Source organism: Limnoglobus roseus, assembly GCF_008254045.1.
Lineage (GTDB): Bacteria > Planctomycetota > Planctomycetia > Gemmatales > Gemmataceae > Limnoglobus > Limnoglobus roseus.
In genome coordinates this window covers 8838395-8854505 of record NZ_CP042425.1, presented here as the reverse complement: position 1 = coordinate 8854505, position 16111 = coordinate 8838395, and the positions used below count along the sequence as shown (strand labels likewise).

The window sequence follows — 16111 nt, the reverse complement described above, 5'->3', positions numbered from 1 at the left end:
GCGTGCGCGGGATGCGGAACGGATCAATTGTACATATTGGTATTATGTACACAATCGCGGTTCCTCGACAATCCCCGCCGCGGCCCCGGTCGGGTGGGACTGGGGGGCCGACGGCGGACCCGGCTCACGCCCGCCCGGCCCGTAGCATCCGCCACAACTTCCGCTGCCGCCCCCAGTCGAGTGTCGCCGCGATCGGCAGCAGATCCCGCAACAGGACCGCGTCGCGGCGGGCCTCGGTCCGCGGCAGGAACAGGAGCGCCTCCTGGAGGTCCGGCGCCAGGCTGAGCAGGTTCATGATCTGCGTCACCCGCGGCCGGCTCACTTGGCCCAGTTCCGCGAGGTCGGCGTACCGGTCGACCACGCCGTCGCGGATCAACTCGTCGCACCGGATGGCGAGGGCCATCCACCGGCTCACCCGCGGCACCCGGCCCGGTGGCTGGTCTCGCCGCGGGTCCGGGCCCGGCCGCACTTCCTTTCTCGCCCCCCGGCCCCGCCGGTCGACGTGCACGTCGCACTCGACCGTCAGCACGTTCATCGCGTCGCTCATGCCCGCATCCCCTCGCGTTTGTCGGCCAGTTCCCGGGCCAACGTGCGAACGCCGGCCGGGCGGAACCGGATGGTCACCTTCCCCCGCCCGCCGTCGTACCCGACCGACTCGACCAACAGGTTCACCACCCGCGATTGCTCCCGCGGGTTGAGTGCTTCCCAGACGGGGTCGAACACGGACAGGGCGGTCGCCGCGTCGTCGTCGGCGATGAGGTTCCGGCCGACGGCGGCGAGTTGGTCGCGGACGGCCCGGCCGCGGCCCTCGACGGCCGCGATCTGCTCCTGGAGTTCGGCGAGGCGGCGGATGACGGGCTCGTTCCCGTCGCCGGGGCGGAGGAGGCCGGATAGGTGCCGGAGCTCCCCGTGCCACCCCCTCAGGTCGTGTTCCAACGCCTTCTGTTCCTTCGCGAGTTCCGCCGTCCGCGCCTCGTCCTGCTGCCGGGCTTGCGCGAGGACCTCGGCCCGCAGCCGCGCGTCGGTGCCGATGGCCCGGACCTGGCGGAGGAGGACCTGCTCGATCGCGTGGGCGGGGACGGACTTGGCCGGGCACGTCTTCCACCCCTTCTTGGCCGCGGCCGTGCACGTGTAGTAGCGGTAGCTCTTGGCCCCCTTCGTCGTGCTCGTCGGGGACATGGCCGCGTCGCACGCCGTGCACCGGAGGACGCCGCGGAGGAGGGCCCCCGGGCCGCCGGCCCGGGCGTACCCGCCGCCCCGCCCGTTGCCGGCGAGGTGGGCCTGCACCCGCTGCCAGATGGCCGGGTCGACGACGGCCGCGTGCTCGCCCGCGTGGACCTCGTCCTTGTACCGGACCTTGCCGACGTACACCGGGTTCGTCAGCAGGCCGTACAGGGACGTGCGGGTGAACGGGCCGCCACCCCGCCACCCGCCCTTCCACAACTCCCACCGCTTGTTCGCCCACCCGCGGGCCGCCAGTTCCTCGACGACGGGGAGGAGGGACCCGCGGTCCAGGTACAGGGCGTAGATGGCCCGCACGCGGTCGGCCTCGGCGTCGTTCACGCGGAGCTTGAAGCCCTGCGGGTCGACGTCGTACCCGAGGACGGGCCACCCGCCGGCCCACTTGCCCTTCCGCCGGGTGGCCGCGATCTTGTCGCGGGTGCGTTCGGAGACGATCTCCCGCTCGAACTGGGCGAACGAGAGGAGGACGTTGAGGACGAGCCGGCCCATGCTCGACGCCGTGTTGAACTGTTGCGTCACCGACACGAACCCGACCTGATGCTGTTCGAACGTCCGCATCATCTCGGCGAAGTCGAGGAGGGACCGGGACAGGCGGTCGACCTTGTACACGACGACGCAGTCGACGCGGCCGGCGGCGATGTCGTGGAGGAGGCGGCGGAGGCCGGGGCGGTCGGTGTTCCCGCCGGTGAACCCGCCGTCGTCGTACCGGTCGGCGAGGCACGTCCACCCCTCGCCGACCTGGCTGCGGACGTACGCCTCGCCGGCCTCCCGCTGGGCGTCGAGGGAGTTGAACTCCTGTTCGAGGCCCTCCTCGCTCGACTTCCGCGTGTAGATGGCGCACCGGACGACGGGCCGGGTGTCGGCGGCGGCCTTCGTTCTCTTGGTCATGCGTCACCGCCCTTCGTGAGTCGGAAGAACAGGTACCCGTTGCAGTGGCTGCCGGTCACGGCCTTGGCGACGGCCGACAGCGAGGGATAGACGCGGCCGGCGTGCTCGAACCCGTGCGTCAGCACCCGGACCTGGACCGTCTGGCCCTTGTAGACGCGCGTGATGATCGAGCCGGGCGGGGGCCGGCGGCGGTCGGCCGGGAAGGGGAGCGTCGCGGCCTCGGGCTCGGCCGGGTCGGCCACCGGCGCGGGCGTCGGGGCGGATCGCTTCGCCGGGATGGTCGTGCGGAGTTCGGCCCCGGCGGCGAGTTCCGCCGCACGGGCGCGGGCGCGGTCGGTCAGGCCGCCGTGGGCGTTGGCCTGGACCTTCCAGGCGATGCGCTTGACCAGCCACGCCTTGTTCCGGGCGACCGTCTCGTCGCCGAACGCCTCCGCGTACCGCCGCTGGAGGTCCTTGACCGTGAGCCGGGGCAGGGCGGCGAGTTGCTGGGCGATCGTGGGACTCGGGTCCATGGGGTCTCCTTCGTGGCGGGGAATGGGGTTCGTCTCCGGTCCGTTAACCGGTGTGGACAGTGAGCCACGTGTCGGGCGGGGCAGCAACGGCAGAATCGCGGGATTCCGGGAGTATCTGCGGGGCAGAAGTGTGGCCCGGCGTGAGGGCGGCCTTATCCCGCAGGCGCAGGAGGCTGCGGGCGAGGATGGCGGCGAGTTCCTGGAGGCGGTCGTCGGGGGAGAGGTGGGCGGGGTCGAGGTCGAGTCGCACGGGAACCTCCGGGTGGATGATTCCAGCGACCTCCGCGGCGCGGCCGGCGAGCTGACGGGCGAGACAACGCCCCTACATATCTACTTCGTAAAGCGGGGCCGAAGTGGTTCAACAAAGTGGGCGGAATGCCGGAATCATCCTCCGGCCGGCCCGTACCCGAAAGCCCACGGCACGACCCCCGGCGGGGCCGGCGGCTTGCAACTCCACCCCAGGGTTTCGTGCCCGACTCGGCCAGCCGCAACCAGTGGTGGAAGGCCGGCGGGGCGAAGGCGTCCTGGCAGGCGTCGTACATGCACAGGTAGTGGTTGATGACGACTGGCTCGGCCGCCGGCCAGGCACCGGCACCCGGGGTCGTTCTCGCGGTGCCACCCGGTCGGCACGCGCGGCCCGCCCAAGTATGAGCACGCGATGACCCGCTGGTGCCGGAGCTTCTTCGACGAGCAGAGTGCGTACGTACTCGCTTCGGAGATCCGCAAGGTCGATGTGCAAATCGGCATCACGCACAATGGCGTTGAGTTGCCAGGAGACGAGATCATCACGACCACCATCAAAGATGGTGGGGAGGGCCGGTGGCGGAATTGCCCGCGGCCGTAGTCGGACACGGGTTCACACGTGGTCGGAGGTATCGGATGCCGGGCCGGGATAGGCGAGAGGCCGTGAACGAGGTCACCCCTCGGCCGTTCCGTCCGCGACGGCGGGCCGTCCGTCGAGGTCGAGGGGATCGAGGCGCGGACGTTGAGGAGGTCGAGGTCGCTGGCCACATGTCGGATGACGCCGCTCCTGCCGCAGCCGGGCGGCCAGAGGCAGATCGGCTGGTGGGGAAGAGGTCGGCCGAGTCGTGCGGTCGCAGGGAGGGGCTCTAATTTAGCGAAATCGACCTAGGAAATTGATTAAATGGATCCGGCTCACGGTGAGCGAATCTCTTTCCGCCGCACCCGAAGTGGGGCCTTCGTGCCCCGCGGCCGTGAACCCGTGGGTCGTTACTTCGAACCGTCCCCGGGGAGGCCGCGGACGAGCGTGGCCAACTCCCGCGGCGTGGGGGTGAACCAACCGGCGTGAACCGACGCCCCCCGACGCCCCGCTTCGGGCACCGGCGGTTCGGACGACCTGCTCTTTTGCGTCAGCACGACCGCGCCGCCGGGGTTGGAGACGATGACCTCCGGGTTCCGCTCCCCGCGGAGGCGCTTCTCTTCGAGGGCGTTGGCCGCGTACCGCAGCGCCCGCACCTGGTTCGGGCTCAACGGGGCGCTTTCCAGAACCCGCGGCGGGACCTTGGCGTCGGCCACCGCCTTCCCCCGATCCAGCCGCCGGACCCAGTCCCGCAGGTGGCCGGCCGTCAGCCCCGGCTCGCCGGCCCGCAACACCGCGGCGATACCGGCGAAGTACGCCGCCGCGTTCGACGAGCCGACCGACTCGTCCCCGTTGCTGAAGCGGGCCACGGAGTCGTCGATGACGACGTCCGGCTTCGACCGGCCGTCGGCCGTCGGCCCGACGGCCGATTGCGGCGTCGCATCGCCGACCGCGAGCACTCCGGCGTGGTCGGCCGGCGGATAAATTTCTCCGCCCGTCGAGGCGTCGAGCAGCTCGACGGGGATGACGACCTTCCCGGTCGCGGGGTCGGTGACCGGCGCCGGCCGCCCGGACGAGACGAGAATGCGGATGCGGTCCCGCGGGCCGAAGTTGGAACTCTTCGCCCGCACCCGGATCCGGTACTCCTCGCCCGCCGGTTTCGCCGGGAGTTCGGCGAACGCCAGTCGCTCCCGCGGATTCTTCGTCTCCCCCGCGGCGGCGGCCCGGCCCGCGGGCACCTGCCTCAGCGTGCTCTCGCCGACGACGCGGCCGAGCCAGTCTTCGACCACCAGATCCAGGTCCTTGTCCGTCCCGGCGTCCTCGGCATCCCGGTAGTCGTTCCACGTCAGCGTCACCGTCACCGCGTTCTCGTCGAGCCGGTTGGCGAGCCGCAGGGCGGTCGGATCGGCGCCGGCCCGCAGCGTCAGGTAGCCGGACGGGTCGACCGACACCGGCCCGTTGTAGACCGCGCCCCCGGCGTTGCCGGCGGCGTTGACCCAGATGATCCCGGCGGCGACGGCGTCGTCCACGGCGGCGTTGATGGGCCCGCGACCGTCGAAGTTGCCCGCCCCCTCGAACGTCCCGCTGAAGAGGATCACGTCGACCTTCTGCTCGATGGCGTACCGAACCGCCCGGCGGAACAGGGTCGGGCCGTTCGCGTTGAGCAGGTAGAACTTGGGCCCGAACGGCGAACCGCCCGACGCGGCCCACACGATCTGCGCCATCAGGCGGCCGTGCGCCTCGCCGAGGGCGAAGGGCTTCTGGAAGTCGGGGTCGCCGAGCCCGTGCTGGCGGACGAACGCGGGGTCGTAGTGTTCGACCACCTCGGCCGTCTTGGGCAGGTACGGCCGTTTGCCGTCGATGCGGTCGAAGCCGGAGTCGAGGACGGCGACCTTCACCCGGCCGATGCTCGGCACGGTCGGGTAGCTCGGGTACAGCCCCAGCTTGCGGCGGGCGGTCTCGGCGTTGTTCAGCTTGGACGCCGAGACCGGCGGGGCCGGTTCGGCCGCCATCGCGGTCGTCGCCGCGGCGAAGAGTAAGGCGGTCCCGGCCGCGGTGCGGAACATGGTAAATCTCGAAGTGTGCGGATCGTGGTGTTCAAAAGAAAACGGGGGCGGGTGTACGGCCCGCCTCCCGCCGGTGCTTACCAGCAGTTGCCGCCGTAGTAGCCGTAGGTCGAATAGCCGAAGAACGACGGTTGGTAGAACGACGAGTAGACGCCGTACCCGCCCCACCCGCTGCGGTAACCCCAGCCGCCACCGTAGCCGCCGTAATAACTCCGGTAGCCGCCGTACCCCCACCCGCCCCGATAGCCGCCGTAGTAACTCCCGAAGCCGCCGCGGTACCCGCCGCCGTAGCCCCACCCGCCGTAGCGGTGGGCGGCCGTCGGCGACTCCCCGTCGAGTTCGGTGGCCGCGGCCGGCGGCACGGCGGCCTGCGTGGCCGCCGTGGGCGCGGGCCTGTCGCCGTCCAGTTCGCCGGCGCGTAGGGCCGACGTGGCCCCGACGACCGCCGCGCAACACAGTAGAGAGCGGATCATGTGACGCAACCTCCGAAGGTGTGATGCTCTGCCGCGAGACGCGTGTCGCCCGGTGCGAACTTGAGCGATTCTCGAAGCAACAAAGAGAACACGCAATGTTGCAGGAGTTGCGCCAAATAATTTTCGCCCGGGGCGCAAAACTTGAGAGCAAATCGGGGTTTTTTGCGATCTCGCTCCACTGGGAGTCTTGATGGAGGCGAGACACTAGCGGGTCGGACTGCCACTGGCAGACGTCGCACATTCACAGTTAGTCGTCGCTGGCTGGCGGCGTGGACGGCGGCCGGCCGCCCGGCGCACGCCAAGCACCGGCAGTCAAGGTCGTCGGTGCGGTGCCGGCCGGCACGTCCGACCAGCCGACGTACCCGCACGTGCGGCGGCAGGAGCCGGGCGGGCGAGGCGGCCGGCCGCCGGCGGCCGGCCAGTCTTCCAGGCCGACGAACACTTGCGAGGCACCCGACCGCACCACAACGGCTTCTGCCGGCATGGCGATCTCCTGCGGTTCTCCGGGGGCTCGATCGCGTCGACGCCAGTAACCGAGAGGCGGGGCCGTGTTACGGCCGGCCGTCACCGCCCCACACGGTCACGCGGACCCCGCCCTGATCGCCCGCCCAGAGTTCGGCCGTGCACGTGCGGGCGAGCGGGTTCTTCCACAGTTGCGCGTTGGCGAACGTCTCCTCGTCCGGGCTGGACAGCGAGAACACGCCCCGCGACGCCACTAGTACCATCCTCCGCTTGGCCCGGCTAACGGCGATGGTCAGCCGCCGCGGGTCGAGCAAGAACCCGGCCGACGCCGACAAGTATACGCGTCCCGGTTGATCTTCGGACCGGGTCAAGCGGAGCCTGCGTTCTGTGACGGTAGGCTCGGCCTCCCCGTGCGGGAACGTCAACTATACTTGGCCGCGCACACCCGGGACGACTCGCATGCACAAGGTGATCGGCTTCCTGTTCGTACTGTTCGTCGCGGCCGGCGTCGGGTTCGTGTTCGTGGCCCTCGACCCCGGCCCGGCGGACCCCGCGGGCGACGAGTCGCCGGCGGTCGTCGTCCTCGACGCCGACGTCCCCGGCACGACGGTCTTCCGCGGGCCCGACGAGCTCGGCGTCGTCCCCGTCACCCTGACCCGGGCCCGGCTGGACGCGCTGGGCCTCGGGCACGTGACACTCGACCCGGTCGCCCCGCTCGCGCCCGACCCGCGGGACGGCACCCTCCATCTACGATCCGGCGATGACAAGCCGGAGGAGCGGCTCGCCCTGCGGGTGCCCGACGCCGTCGCCGACCGGTACAAGGGGGTCGAAACGCCCTGGGGCCGGCGGACGGTGCCCGGAACGATGACCGGTGCGGCGCGGCCGACCGGGCTGGAGGTCCCGAGGCTCCGCGTCTGGATGGCCCCGGCCGCGACCGCCGACGGGCTGCGGTTCCGGGTTCGGGCCGCCGACCGGGTCGCCGTCGGCGGCCCGGTCGTCCTGACGCTGACGGCCGAGAACGTCGGGGCGAAGCCCGTCGCCGGCACGAGGCCGGAGGTCACCCTCTCGGCCGTCGACCGGCACGGGGCGTGGCGGGCCGCGGACCAGTTCGAGGCGACCCGCCTGCCGGCGGCGTGGGGCCACATCGCCCCGGGGCAGGCGGTCGAGTGGGCCGTGCGGTTCGTCGCCCCCGACCGGCCGGGCGAGTACAACCTGACGGCCAGTCTCCTGCTGCGGGCCTCCCCGGCCGACGGCCACGCGGGGGCCTCGACCCTGTCGAACGTCGAACTACTGCGGGTCCGGTAAGTGCCTGCGGCGGGGCGGGACGTTGCGGCGCGATCGTGGGGTCGGATCCATCATTGCCTCCTTCGCCGGGTAAAGGTGTCGGCTACGGGTGGTACGGAGAGCTTCTGCTCGGTCATCATCTTCACCGCGGCGAGGTTGAACTCGGCCGTGTACGTCGAACGCGGTCGGGCCATTGGCGGACTCCTCAAGTCTGAGTCTACACCGTTAACCTCGTGTCCACGAAACTTGGGGAGGCTCAGACCTCCTCACTGCCTGGGGCGGCCTCGAAACGGGCGATGGCGGCGACTGGCCGGACGGCTACATCACCCGGAGAGGGGCGCCGCCGATTTTCCGCGACTCGGATCGCTTCCGGCGTTGGTTTTGGGGCCGCAAACCTCGTCCACGCGAACAACGTCTGAACCGCACGACCGAACAGATCCCGCATGATCGCGAGCCGATCGCCTGCCAGCCTGATCGCCGCGTACCACGACTGCGGACGGGATTAGGTTCGCCCAATCCCGTCGTCGGGATCGCGGGCGGGAGGCGCGCGTTGGGGGTGTAGGATGATTCTTGTGACTTGAGAAATCGAATCCGCCCCGTGATCGCGTTCGCACCCGGCTCAACATCCGCCCAGACTGAACCGGGTAGACCTCGCGATCACGGGAACAGGACTCTGAAGCCGTCCATCGCAACCCGAATGCCGGTCGGGACGAATCGTAAAACAACGAGATTCTCAGTCGTTTCGGTGGCGGACCACGGGTAGAACTGTGCGGTCATAAGCCATGGTGGTCGCCGGTCGATCAGGCCGTCACGACAAGTTCGGGACGGCCTCGCCTGCCCATCATGTCCCCATGTCTTCCACCCCACCACCTCTGCCGCCCTCCGTACCGCCGTGATCACGAGATGCGACAGAAATGAGAACACCCACGGTGCATTCCGTGGGTGTCCGAATCCTCAACCTTAGCCGATCAGAATTCAATCCGTACTGACGTTACTTTCTCCCCCGGCGCGAGTGCCGAGGGCACCCCAAACGCCCCACGGGCTGATGCCGGAAACGTTGGCGACAGAAACGGCCGCTTGATTCACACCGGCGTCGATCGTATCGCGGACGTACCGCACGGAACCGTCGCCCATCGCGACATTCACACCCCCGGTATGGCGGCTGCTCGGGGTATTGATCCCGATTTGCCATTCCGTGCCCGTAACGCAGGACGCGCCGTTCGGGGGAATGATGGTCGTCACACCGCCGTACAGAATGCCACCGTCACCCCAGCGGAAACCGGCTTGGTAATTCGCCGACGTGGCGTAGGTGAACGTCGTACCCGTGGCATAATTATTGTTCCCCCCACTCAGGGTGGCGGTACACGCCGAGGGCGTGCTGATGGACCAGTTCGCCACGGTATTCGAACGATCCACGCCGCCGGCCCCTCGGAGCCGTTCCGCGAGCATGATGGTGTTACTAAGGCCGTCGGTCACGCCGACCATTGAGACGCGACCGTTATTCGTACCGTTGCTGAAAAGAAACATCCCCCGGGTATCGACCCCGTTATTGTCGGCGTTCGCGGGGTTACTTCCGAAGGAATCACCCAGACACGCCAGATAGTTGTGCCCGGCCACGCTTCCATTTACGACTTGCGTTGGGTCCGAAGGACAAAGGATGGTCGGAATGGTTTGGGTGAAAATCTCGTTACCCGTGTCCCATGGATTGTTCGAGTACGCGGTGAAGGCGACGCCACCACTCGTGGTCCCACCACTTGTGATTCTGGAATCTAAAGCGCTTTGTTCGATATAAGGTAGAATCATCGTGATGAGCGAATATCGATCGTGCGTCGCGGCCGTGGGGAGAGTTTGATAGCGAATGACTCGCCGATTCGGCAAGAACCCATTGGCATCGTGGTATGAATGTACCGCGATCCCGAGTTGCTTTAAGTTGTTTGTACACTTCGCCCGGGCCGCTGCTTCACGAACCTTCTGAACGGCGGGCAGTAAGAGTCCGATCAAGATCGCAATAATGGCGATTACCACCAGCAATTCAATCAACGTGAATGCCTTCATACGAGGCACAGATCGTGTTCTCATGTCAAAGCCTTCTAATGAGAGAGCAGAGTGAAAAGACGGCGTCGGCGGATGGCAAGGCGTGCGGTCAATTTTAGATGGATGTGGTGAATGCTGATGGCCCCATGATCCATGAGCATCTAGATCTCATAGATGTATCACGTAAATATCCGGAGAAGCCGGAGGCAGAAGAATGTGAAATGATAATGTTAAAAAAGCTTCATCCTAAAGCAGTATGTGTCCAATCGGTCGATTGGCCAATAGTAATATCGTTAAATCCCAGATGCCCGTAAGGGCCGGTATTTCGGAAGGTATATAGACAGAATCTGTTTGCTGATGTGCCCGTCGAACCGGGTATGAGACTCTGACACCCGTCCCGTCAAGCGGAAAACCGCCGGGGTCCATTGCTGGAACCAAGGTGGGCCGTGCGGGCCGTCCGGTGCAATTGACGGAATGGTCGCATTCGTGGCGTCGTTGACCGCCGACCATCGCAAAAAGGTCACCGCGTTGCTCGACACAGGTAAGTCGCCTACGCACGTAAGGTGCAATTTAAAGTGAATCGCCTGATGCGCAAATTCTAATTTGCGCATCAGGCGATGTATGGTTGTTACAACTCTCTACTCATATCTTCGGGGTTATTCAGCGGAGACAAGGATTGAGCGATTGTACGAAAGAAGAGCCTGGAACACTGCACAGTCATTCATGTTCGAGGAATCTGCGTAAAGGTAGCGGTACATGCGGACTGATCCGTCACCAAACAGTACGGGCGATCCCGCATCATGGCTTCCGCCGAAGTGATTTTCATCAACCGTTTCGCTGTCTCGAACGTACCCCTTGCCCGAAGAAGCTCCGCTTCCTCCAGAGTCCGACCATCGCATGTGGTCAAATCCCGAACCCTTGTTGGAACTGAACTTCGTATAAGCGTATCCCATATCTTGTTCGATCTGATTCCCCATGTAGTGGCTCGGACGGAGGGACTTGTGGGCGACCATGATCGTGTTAGAACTGCCGGCAGTCATGTTGCCGAGCGCAACCCCGATGGCCTTGATACCCTGCGTTCTCGTGTCGAGAATCGTGAGATAGCCGGAATTGTCGGTGTACGTGTTCAGGCTCGTCGCCGCCACACCGCTCGCGTATGCCCCGGCATAGTCGATCATCGGACCGACGGACGAGGACCGACGGCTTGGACAAAGGAAGATCGGGACGGACATCGTGCTGTCGACCTTTTGAGACGCCGTCGTGTACGCCGTTTGCGTGGCCGTGGACAGTCCGGACGAGGCTTCCGAGGCGATGGCCGTCTGGAAGAGAGGATTGACGAGGTTGTAAACCGAGCCTCCTTCAATGTGCGGCATGATCCGCATGGGCCAACTAATCCCCTGGCTCGTGCCCTCAACCGGAACCCCGTTGTTGATGTCGTGATACCCGTGAACCGCCAAGCCGATCTGCTTGAGGTTGTTCGTACACTTCGCCCGACTCGCCGCCTCTCGGACCTTCTGCACGGCCGGCAGCAAGAGGCCGATCAAGATGGCAATAATCGCGATGACGACCAGTAATTCGATGAGTGTGAAGCCAGGCCGTTTGACGCGACGTAGAGGCATTGTCACAAGAGCCATAATTTCCCCGAGCGAGGTTCAATCGAAAAACATGAGTCCCCCGGATTGGGGGAACAAGTATTCCGCACCTGGAATCGCTTGTTAATACAATTGATCAATACTTACGAGTGTTTGGGAACCTCGATAGAACCAAACACCTGCGAGTCTGACGAGCGTGTGGGGATGTGAACATATCCATGTGGATATTTGTCTTTGCACGCCTCACAGTAATTATCGGCCTTCAAGGTCGCTCGTCAACAGGGTCGGCGTAGAAGATTGCCCTGACGCTCATCTGGGGAATATCCGGATCGCTTCCGGATTGAATCTTCGTCCCTTAAGCTGGCTTTTAACTCTTGGATCCTCGAACGCTAGACCTACCTTGATGTGTCGTTGGCTTGAGTGTACTTGTTTAGCGCCCCATCCGGCCCCAGGGCAGTCGAACGCGGGCTGATCTGGTAGTATCGCGGCATGGACGAGCCTGCGTGTCCCCGCTGTCGGGATCTCCTCAAGCGTGTCGCCGAACTCGAAGCCCAGGTCGCCGAGTTGACCCGGAAGCTGGAGGAGGCCGTCCGCGCCGGCAAGCGACAGGCCGCCCCGTTCCGCAAGGGGCCGCCGAAGCCCGACCCAAAGCCGCCCGGCCGCAAGTCGGGCGACGCCCACGGCACTCACGGCCACCGTCCGCCGCCCCCGCCCGAGCAGGTCGCCGAGTGCCACGAGGCGCACCTGCCCGACGCCTGCCCCCACTGTCGGGGCCGCCTCGTCGAGACCGGCACCGCCGACCAGTATCAGACCGAGATCCCCCGCACGCCGCTGATCCGCAAGTTCCGCGTCCACGTCGGACACTGCGAGGGGTGCGGCAAGCGCACCCAGGGCCGGCACCCGCTCCAGACATCCGACGCCCTGGGTGCGGCCGCCAGCCAGGTCGGCCCCGACGCCCAGGCCGCGGCCGCGGTCCTGCACACCCAGATGGGCCTGTCGCACGGGAAGGTCGCGTCGGCCTTCCGGACCCTGTTCGGCATCACCCTGACCCGCGGGGCCAGCGCCCGGATCGACCTGCGGGCCGCGGCCCGGCTCGAACCGGACTACACGCTGATCCTCGACGACGTGCGGTCGTCCGAGCAGATCGCGGCGGACGAGACGGGGTGGCGGGTCGGAGGGCACCCGGCCTGGCTCCACGCCTGGGTCGGTGACCGTGCCACCGCGTACGGCATCGACTCGAAGCGCAGTGCCGACGCCCTGGAGCGGGTGATCGGAGCGGACTGGTCGGGTGTCTTGAGCCACGACGGGTTCGCCTCCTACGAGCGGTTCGAGGGGGCGATCCATCAGCAATGTGTGGCCCACGTGCTCCGCCGCGCCCGCGACCTGCTGGCGACCGCCACCCGCGGGGCCGTTCGCTTCCCGCGGCAGGTGATCGCGCTGTTCACCGAGGCGATCCACTGGCGGAACGGGTACGTGCCGGGGACGTGGACCGACAACCAACTCGACGCGCATCGGGTGTCGTTCGACGACCGCCTGCTGGATCTGGTGCGCCGACCGCGGGCGGTGCCGGAGTACGCTACTCTGGCGCGGCACCTGCGGAACCACTTCGAGCAGTGGTTCGCGTTCGTGTTCGACCCGCGGATCGAGCCGACGAACTGGAAGGCCGAGCAGGCGATCCGCCCGGCGGTAGTGAATCGTAAGGTCTGGGGTGGGAACCGGACGGCGGCAGGTGCGCAGGCGCAGGGCGTACTGATGTCCGTGTTCGAGACGTGCCGCCGCCAGACGCTCTCGGTCGTGGACCACATCAGCCAGACGTTACGCTGGTTCGGCAACCGGCTCCTGACACGCCCGCCGCTGTTCGGGTGATGAACGAGCACCGGAAACGGAGGAAGGCCAGATGCGATTGCCGGAGAAAGAATGCGTGAGCGGGAGAGAAGGAAGTCGTGTCCATTAGTCGCCAACAGGTGACCAACGGGAGAGCCGTTGGTACGTGCGTGGCGGCCAAGAAGAACCAGGAGCGAAGCGGAGCCGGAATGGATAAGGAAGCAGTCGCGGTTGAATCCGTCCGCCAATTCGTGTGGTCGGGTTTTTACGATGCCGACGGGATCGTCGAGATGATCGACGAGGCTGTGCTCAGCCCGGGTGAGCTTGATCACGGCTGGCTCCGAGCTCGCATCGAAGAGGAGTTCCGCAAGAAGCGTGCGGACGAGCTGGCCTGGCCAGCCATCACTGACTGTGACCGCTTGGATCAAGTCTTTGAGTTGTTGGAGCAGCAAGGCATTCTGGCGTTGCAGAACGCGGGCTATACCCAGGACAACGGCCTAGACGATGTGACTCAGTTCTACCACGAGGCTGGTGGTGAGCAGTCGGGCATCGGCGGCTACTGCTTCTACCACGGTCAGGATCTGGAGCGGGTCATGGAGAACGGTGATCTTCATCTTACCTATGGCGATATCCGCGGCGACGACGAGAAAGGCATCGAAATAGGCCGACGGATCAAGCGAGCCTTGGAGACGGCCGGCTTCACCGTGGTTTGGGACGAGGCCATCAAGACACGCCTGCTAGTATTACTCCGTTAGGTTATTTACTTCGTCTCGATCCCGCCGTACTCTGGCGGGATGGACGCACGGAAGCTTGCAAAGCTGCGGCGGGAGCTGACCGCCTTCCTGGACGAGGTCGCGGGCACGCTGGGCAACGCCCGCCGCCGGCGATGGTGCGATGCCTACCTGCGGGGCATCCTCCTCGACGGCCACCGCAAGAGTGTCGAGCCGATGGCCGCCCGGTTGAAGACGATCGAGCAGGGCGACGCGGACTACGAGCAAGCCCTTCAGCAGTTCCTCAATCAGAGCCCGTGGGACACCGGCGAGGTCCGCGGCGGCCTGCAGGCGTGGGTCGCCCGCCGGTTCGGCACGGCCGGCGTGGTCATCATCGACGACACCGGGTTCCCCAAGCAGGGCACGCACTCCGTCGGCGTGGCCCGTCAGTACACCGGCACCCTCGGCAAAGTGGCGAGTTGCCAGGTGGCCGTGACCTTGCAGTTCGCGACGGCCAAAGAGGTCGTGGGGCTGGACGCCCAACTGTACCTGCCGCAAGCGTGGGCGGACGACGCCGATCGCATGGCCCGGGCCGGCGTCCCCGTCGCGGTCGGCTACCGGCCGAAGTGGCAGATGGCGTTAGCTATGCTCCGGCAGGCGGCGGGCCATGGATTTTGTGGCGTCGTGCTGGCCGACAGCCTGTTCGGGACCGTGACCGAATTCCGCGAGCAACTGGCGGCCGACGGCCGGACGTACTTCGTCGGCATCGACTCGACGTTGAAGGTAGTCGCGGCCGACGCCGATCTGGGGCCGGTCCCGCCGGCCGGCCGCACCGGGCGACCACCGACGCGACCGGCCGGCGTCCGGGCCGGGGCGAAATCACCCAACGTCAAGGAATGGGCGTTGGGTCGCGTGGCGGACTTCCGCGCCGTGATGTGGCGGAAAGGGACCAAGGGAAAGATGGCCGGCCGGTTCGCCGCTTGGCGGGTCCGACCGGCGCACAAGCTGTCGAGCGGCCGTGAGCCGGGGGGCGCCTGCTGGCTGCTGGTCGAATGGCCGGCGGGGGCGGATCAGCCGGCCAAGTACTTCTTCAGCAACTTGCCGGCCGCGACGAGCCTGAAGCGATTGGTCGCCGCGGCCAAGAGCCGCTGGTGGGTGGAGCACAGCTACCGCGAGTTGAAAGACGAGCTCGGGTTGGACCACTTCGAGGGGCGGTCGTGGCGGGGATGGAACCACCACGCCGTCCTCGTCCTGATGGCTTACGCCTTCCTCCAAGACCTCCGCCGGACCCGCCGAAAAAAAGTCTCGCCGGGCTGACCCTTCCGGGGCTGCGGGAGCAGTTGCAAGCGGTGCTCGCGTGCTGGTGCGCCCGCTGCCCGGTCTGCCGTCAAACCGTGCCCGAACTTCTCGGCAAGCGGCCGCCCTAGCTAACGGAGTAATACTAGTAAAGGGCATCAAATGGCAGAGACGGCTATCCGAGTAACCGATCGGCGAACGAGACCCAACGAGTTGACCCGCTAAACAAGTACGCTTGAGTGTTCGTAACATTGCAACGGGCAACTCTGACCTCCAGCTTCTCCGATTGATCGCCCGCCGGCACTCTTCGAACCGCGGCCGCCGGCGTGAACGCTTGCAGGTCCGCGCCGGCCTCGGCGAAGATGTTGAACTCTCCTTTTCGACCGACCCGCTGTTCCACACCTGGCCGAGCGGCAACGCCAATTGCGACAGCTTCTCTTGATCGCCCTGCGCCGCGTCGCCGAGCCCCGTCAGGACGGGCATGAGTCGGTTGCCTTCGCGCCCATCCCGGGCGGCACGCCCGCTGTCGATCAGTCCCTTCGAACTGAACGGCGTGACGGTTGGCCCAGCGTCTTAAACCCCGCCGTCCGCCCAATGCCGATCCGCCACTCGCGGAAGTGCAGGGTGCCGAGGTCATTGTCCTTCCGAGGCGGCGTGAAGACGCCCGGAGCGAAGTCGTATTCGACGTGTCTGCCGCGCTTCTCGCCGGCCAGAATGCCGGCTGCCTTGAGCACGCCGAGGTGGTGCGAGACGTTATCGAGATTCACGCCCAAGCGTTCGGCGATCCGCACCCGCGTCGGTTCCGCGATGGCCGCGAGCATGGCGGCCATCGCGGGTGGTTTGGTGGTCGGTCATGGCGTCGGACGCGGGCCGCACAGAAGGGAGAGGGCGGGTTCATCCGCCCCACT

Annotated in this window: 17 protein-coding genes; 5 read left to right on the top strand and 12 right to left on the bottom strand. The window is 66.6% G+C overall.

Annotated features, from left to right (window positions below):
* Window positions 1-124: 124 nt before the first annotated feature.
* The 4 genes from PX52LOC_RS38010 to PX52LOC_RS37995 are packed head-to-tail and all read right to left on the bottom strand — an operon-like array spanning window position 125 to window position 2892.
* Window positions 125-547, bottom strand: coding sequence for a hypothetical protein (locus tag PX52LOC_RS38010; RefSeq protein ID WP_149114970.1), 423 nt, complete (start codon window positions 545-547; stop codon window positions 125-127).
* Window positions 544-2130 (bottom strand): recombinase family protein, encoded by a 1587-nt coding sequence (locus PX52LOC_RS38005; RefSeq protein WP_149114969.1) that lies wholly within the window; start codon window positions 2128-2130, stop codon window positions 544-546. The genes PX52LOC_RS38010 and PX52LOC_RS38005 overlap by 4 nt, the downstream gene beginning before the upstream one ends.
* The gene (locus PX52LOC_RS38000) at window positions 2127-2642 is read right to left on the bottom strand and encodes a DUF2924 domain-containing protein (RefSeq protein ID WP_149114968.1); all 516 of its coding nucleotides are present in this window, start codon (window positions 2640-2642) and stop codon (window positions 2127-2129) included. The genes PX52LOC_RS38005 and PX52LOC_RS38000 overlap by 4 nt, the downstream gene beginning before the upstream one ends.
* Window positions 2643-2685: 43 nt before the next feature.
* Window positions 2686-2892: a hypothetical protein gene (locus tag PX52LOC_RS37995; protein WP_149114967.1), complete on the bottom strand. Its 207-nt coding sequence runs from the start codon at window positions 2890-2892 to the stop codon at window positions 2686-2688.
* A 408-nt stretch (window positions 2893-3300) separates the two neighbouring features.
* Between PX52LOC_RS37995 and PX52LOC_RS37990 the strand changes: the two genes are divergently transcribed.
* Window positions 3301-3486: a hypothetical protein gene (locus tag PX52LOC_RS37990; RefSeq protein WP_149114966.1), complete on the top strand. Its 186-nt coding sequence runs from the start codon at window positions 3301-3303 to the stop codon at window positions 3484-3486.
* Between the two features lie 386 nt (window positions 3487-3872).
* On the opposite strand, the gene PX52LOC_RS37985 is transcribed toward PX52LOC_RS37990, so the two are convergent.
* The 4 genes from PX52LOC_RS37985 to PX52LOC_RS37970 form a co-directional block, all read right to left on the bottom strand.
* Window positions 3873-5528 (bottom strand): S8 family serine peptidase, encoded by a 1656-nt coding sequence (locus tag PX52LOC_RS37985; RefSeq protein ID WP_149114965.1) that lies wholly within the window; start codon window positions 5526-5528, stop codon window positions 3873-3875.
* 77 nt (window positions 5529-5605) lie between these two features.
* Window positions 5606-6001, bottom strand: coding sequence for a hypothetical protein (locus PX52LOC_RS37980; RefSeq protein ID WP_178132602.1), 396 nt, complete (start codon window positions 5999-6001; stop codon window positions 5606-5608).
* A gap of 247 nt (window positions 6002-6248) precedes the next feature.
* Window positions 6249-6485 (bottom strand): hypothetical protein, encoded by a 237-nt coding sequence (locus PX52LOC_RS37975; protein ID WP_149114964.1) that lies wholly within the window; start codon window positions 6483-6485, stop codon window positions 6249-6251.
* A gap of 67 nt (window positions 6486-6552) precedes the next feature.
* Window positions 6553-6798: a hypothetical protein gene (locus tag PX52LOC_RS37970; protein ID WP_178132601.1), complete on the bottom strand. Its 246-nt coding sequence runs from the start codon at window positions 6796-6798 to the stop codon at window positions 6553-6555.
* Window positions 6799-6922: 124 nt separating this feature from the next.
* On the opposite strand from PX52LOC_RS37970, the gene PX52LOC_RS37965 reads away from it, so the two are divergent.
* Complete coding sequence (locus PX52LOC_RS37965) at window positions 6923-7768, top strand: hypothetical protein (RefSeq protein ID WP_149114963.1); 846 nt, start codon at window positions 6923-6925, stop codon at window positions 7766-7768.
* 50 nt (window positions 7769-7818) lie between these two features.
* On the opposite strand, the gene PX52LOC_RS43550 is transcribed toward PX52LOC_RS37965, so the two are convergent.
* From PX52LOC_RS43550 to PX52LOC_RS37955, 3 genes are all read right to left on the bottom strand, one after another.
* Window positions 7819-7941, bottom strand: a complete 123-nt coding sequence (locus PX52LOC_RS43550) for a hypothetical protein (RefSeq protein WP_261345049.1) — start codon at window positions 7939-7941, stop codon at window positions 7819-7821.
* A gap of 781 nt (window positions 7942-8722) precedes the next feature.
* On the bottom strand, window positions 8723-9802 hold the full coding sequence (locus tag PX52LOC_RS37960; RefSeq protein ID WP_168219463.1) for a DUF1559 domain-containing protein: 1080 nt from the start codon (window positions 9800-9802) through the stop codon (window positions 8723-8725).
* A gap of 635 nt (window positions 9803-10437) precedes the next feature.
* A complete protein-coding gene (locus tag PX52LOC_RS37955; RefSeq protein ID WP_149114962.1) occupies window positions 10438-11415 on the bottom strand; it encodes a DUF1559 family PulG-like putative transporter in 978 nt (325 codons plus the stop codon).
* Window positions 11416-11862: 447 nt separating this feature from the next.
* On the opposite strand from PX52LOC_RS37955, the gene tnpC reads away from it, so the two are divergent.
* From tnpC to PX52LOC_RS37940, 3 genes are all read left to right on the top strand, one after another.
* Window positions 11863-13239, top strand: a complete 1377-nt coding sequence (tnpC, locus tag PX52LOC_RS37950) for an IS66 family transposase (RefSeq protein ID WP_149110579.1) — start codon at window positions 11863-11865, stop codon at window positions 13237-13239.
* A gap of 128 nt (window positions 13240-13367) precedes the next feature.
* A complete protein-coding gene (locus tag PX52LOC_RS37945) occupies window positions 13368-13952 on the top strand; it encodes a DUF6891 domain-containing protein (protein ID WP_149114961.1) in 585 nt (194 codons plus the stop codon).
* 39 nt (window positions 13953-13991) lie between these two features.
* Complete coding sequence (locus tag PX52LOC_RS37940) at window positions 13992-15224, top strand: IS701 family transposase (RefSeq protein WP_149109166.1); 1233 nt, start codon at window positions 13992-13994, stop codon at window positions 15222-15224.
* A 509-nt stretch (window positions 15225-15733) separates the two neighbouring features.
* On the opposite strand, the gene PX52LOC_RS37935 is transcribed toward PX52LOC_RS37940, so the two are convergent.
* Complete coding sequence (locus tag PX52LOC_RS37935) at window positions 15734-16024, bottom strand: ArsR/SmtB family transcription factor (RefSeq protein ID WP_149114960.1); 291 nt, start codon at window positions 16022-16024, stop codon at window positions 15734-15736.
* Window positions 16025-16111 lie beyond the last annotated feature (87 nt).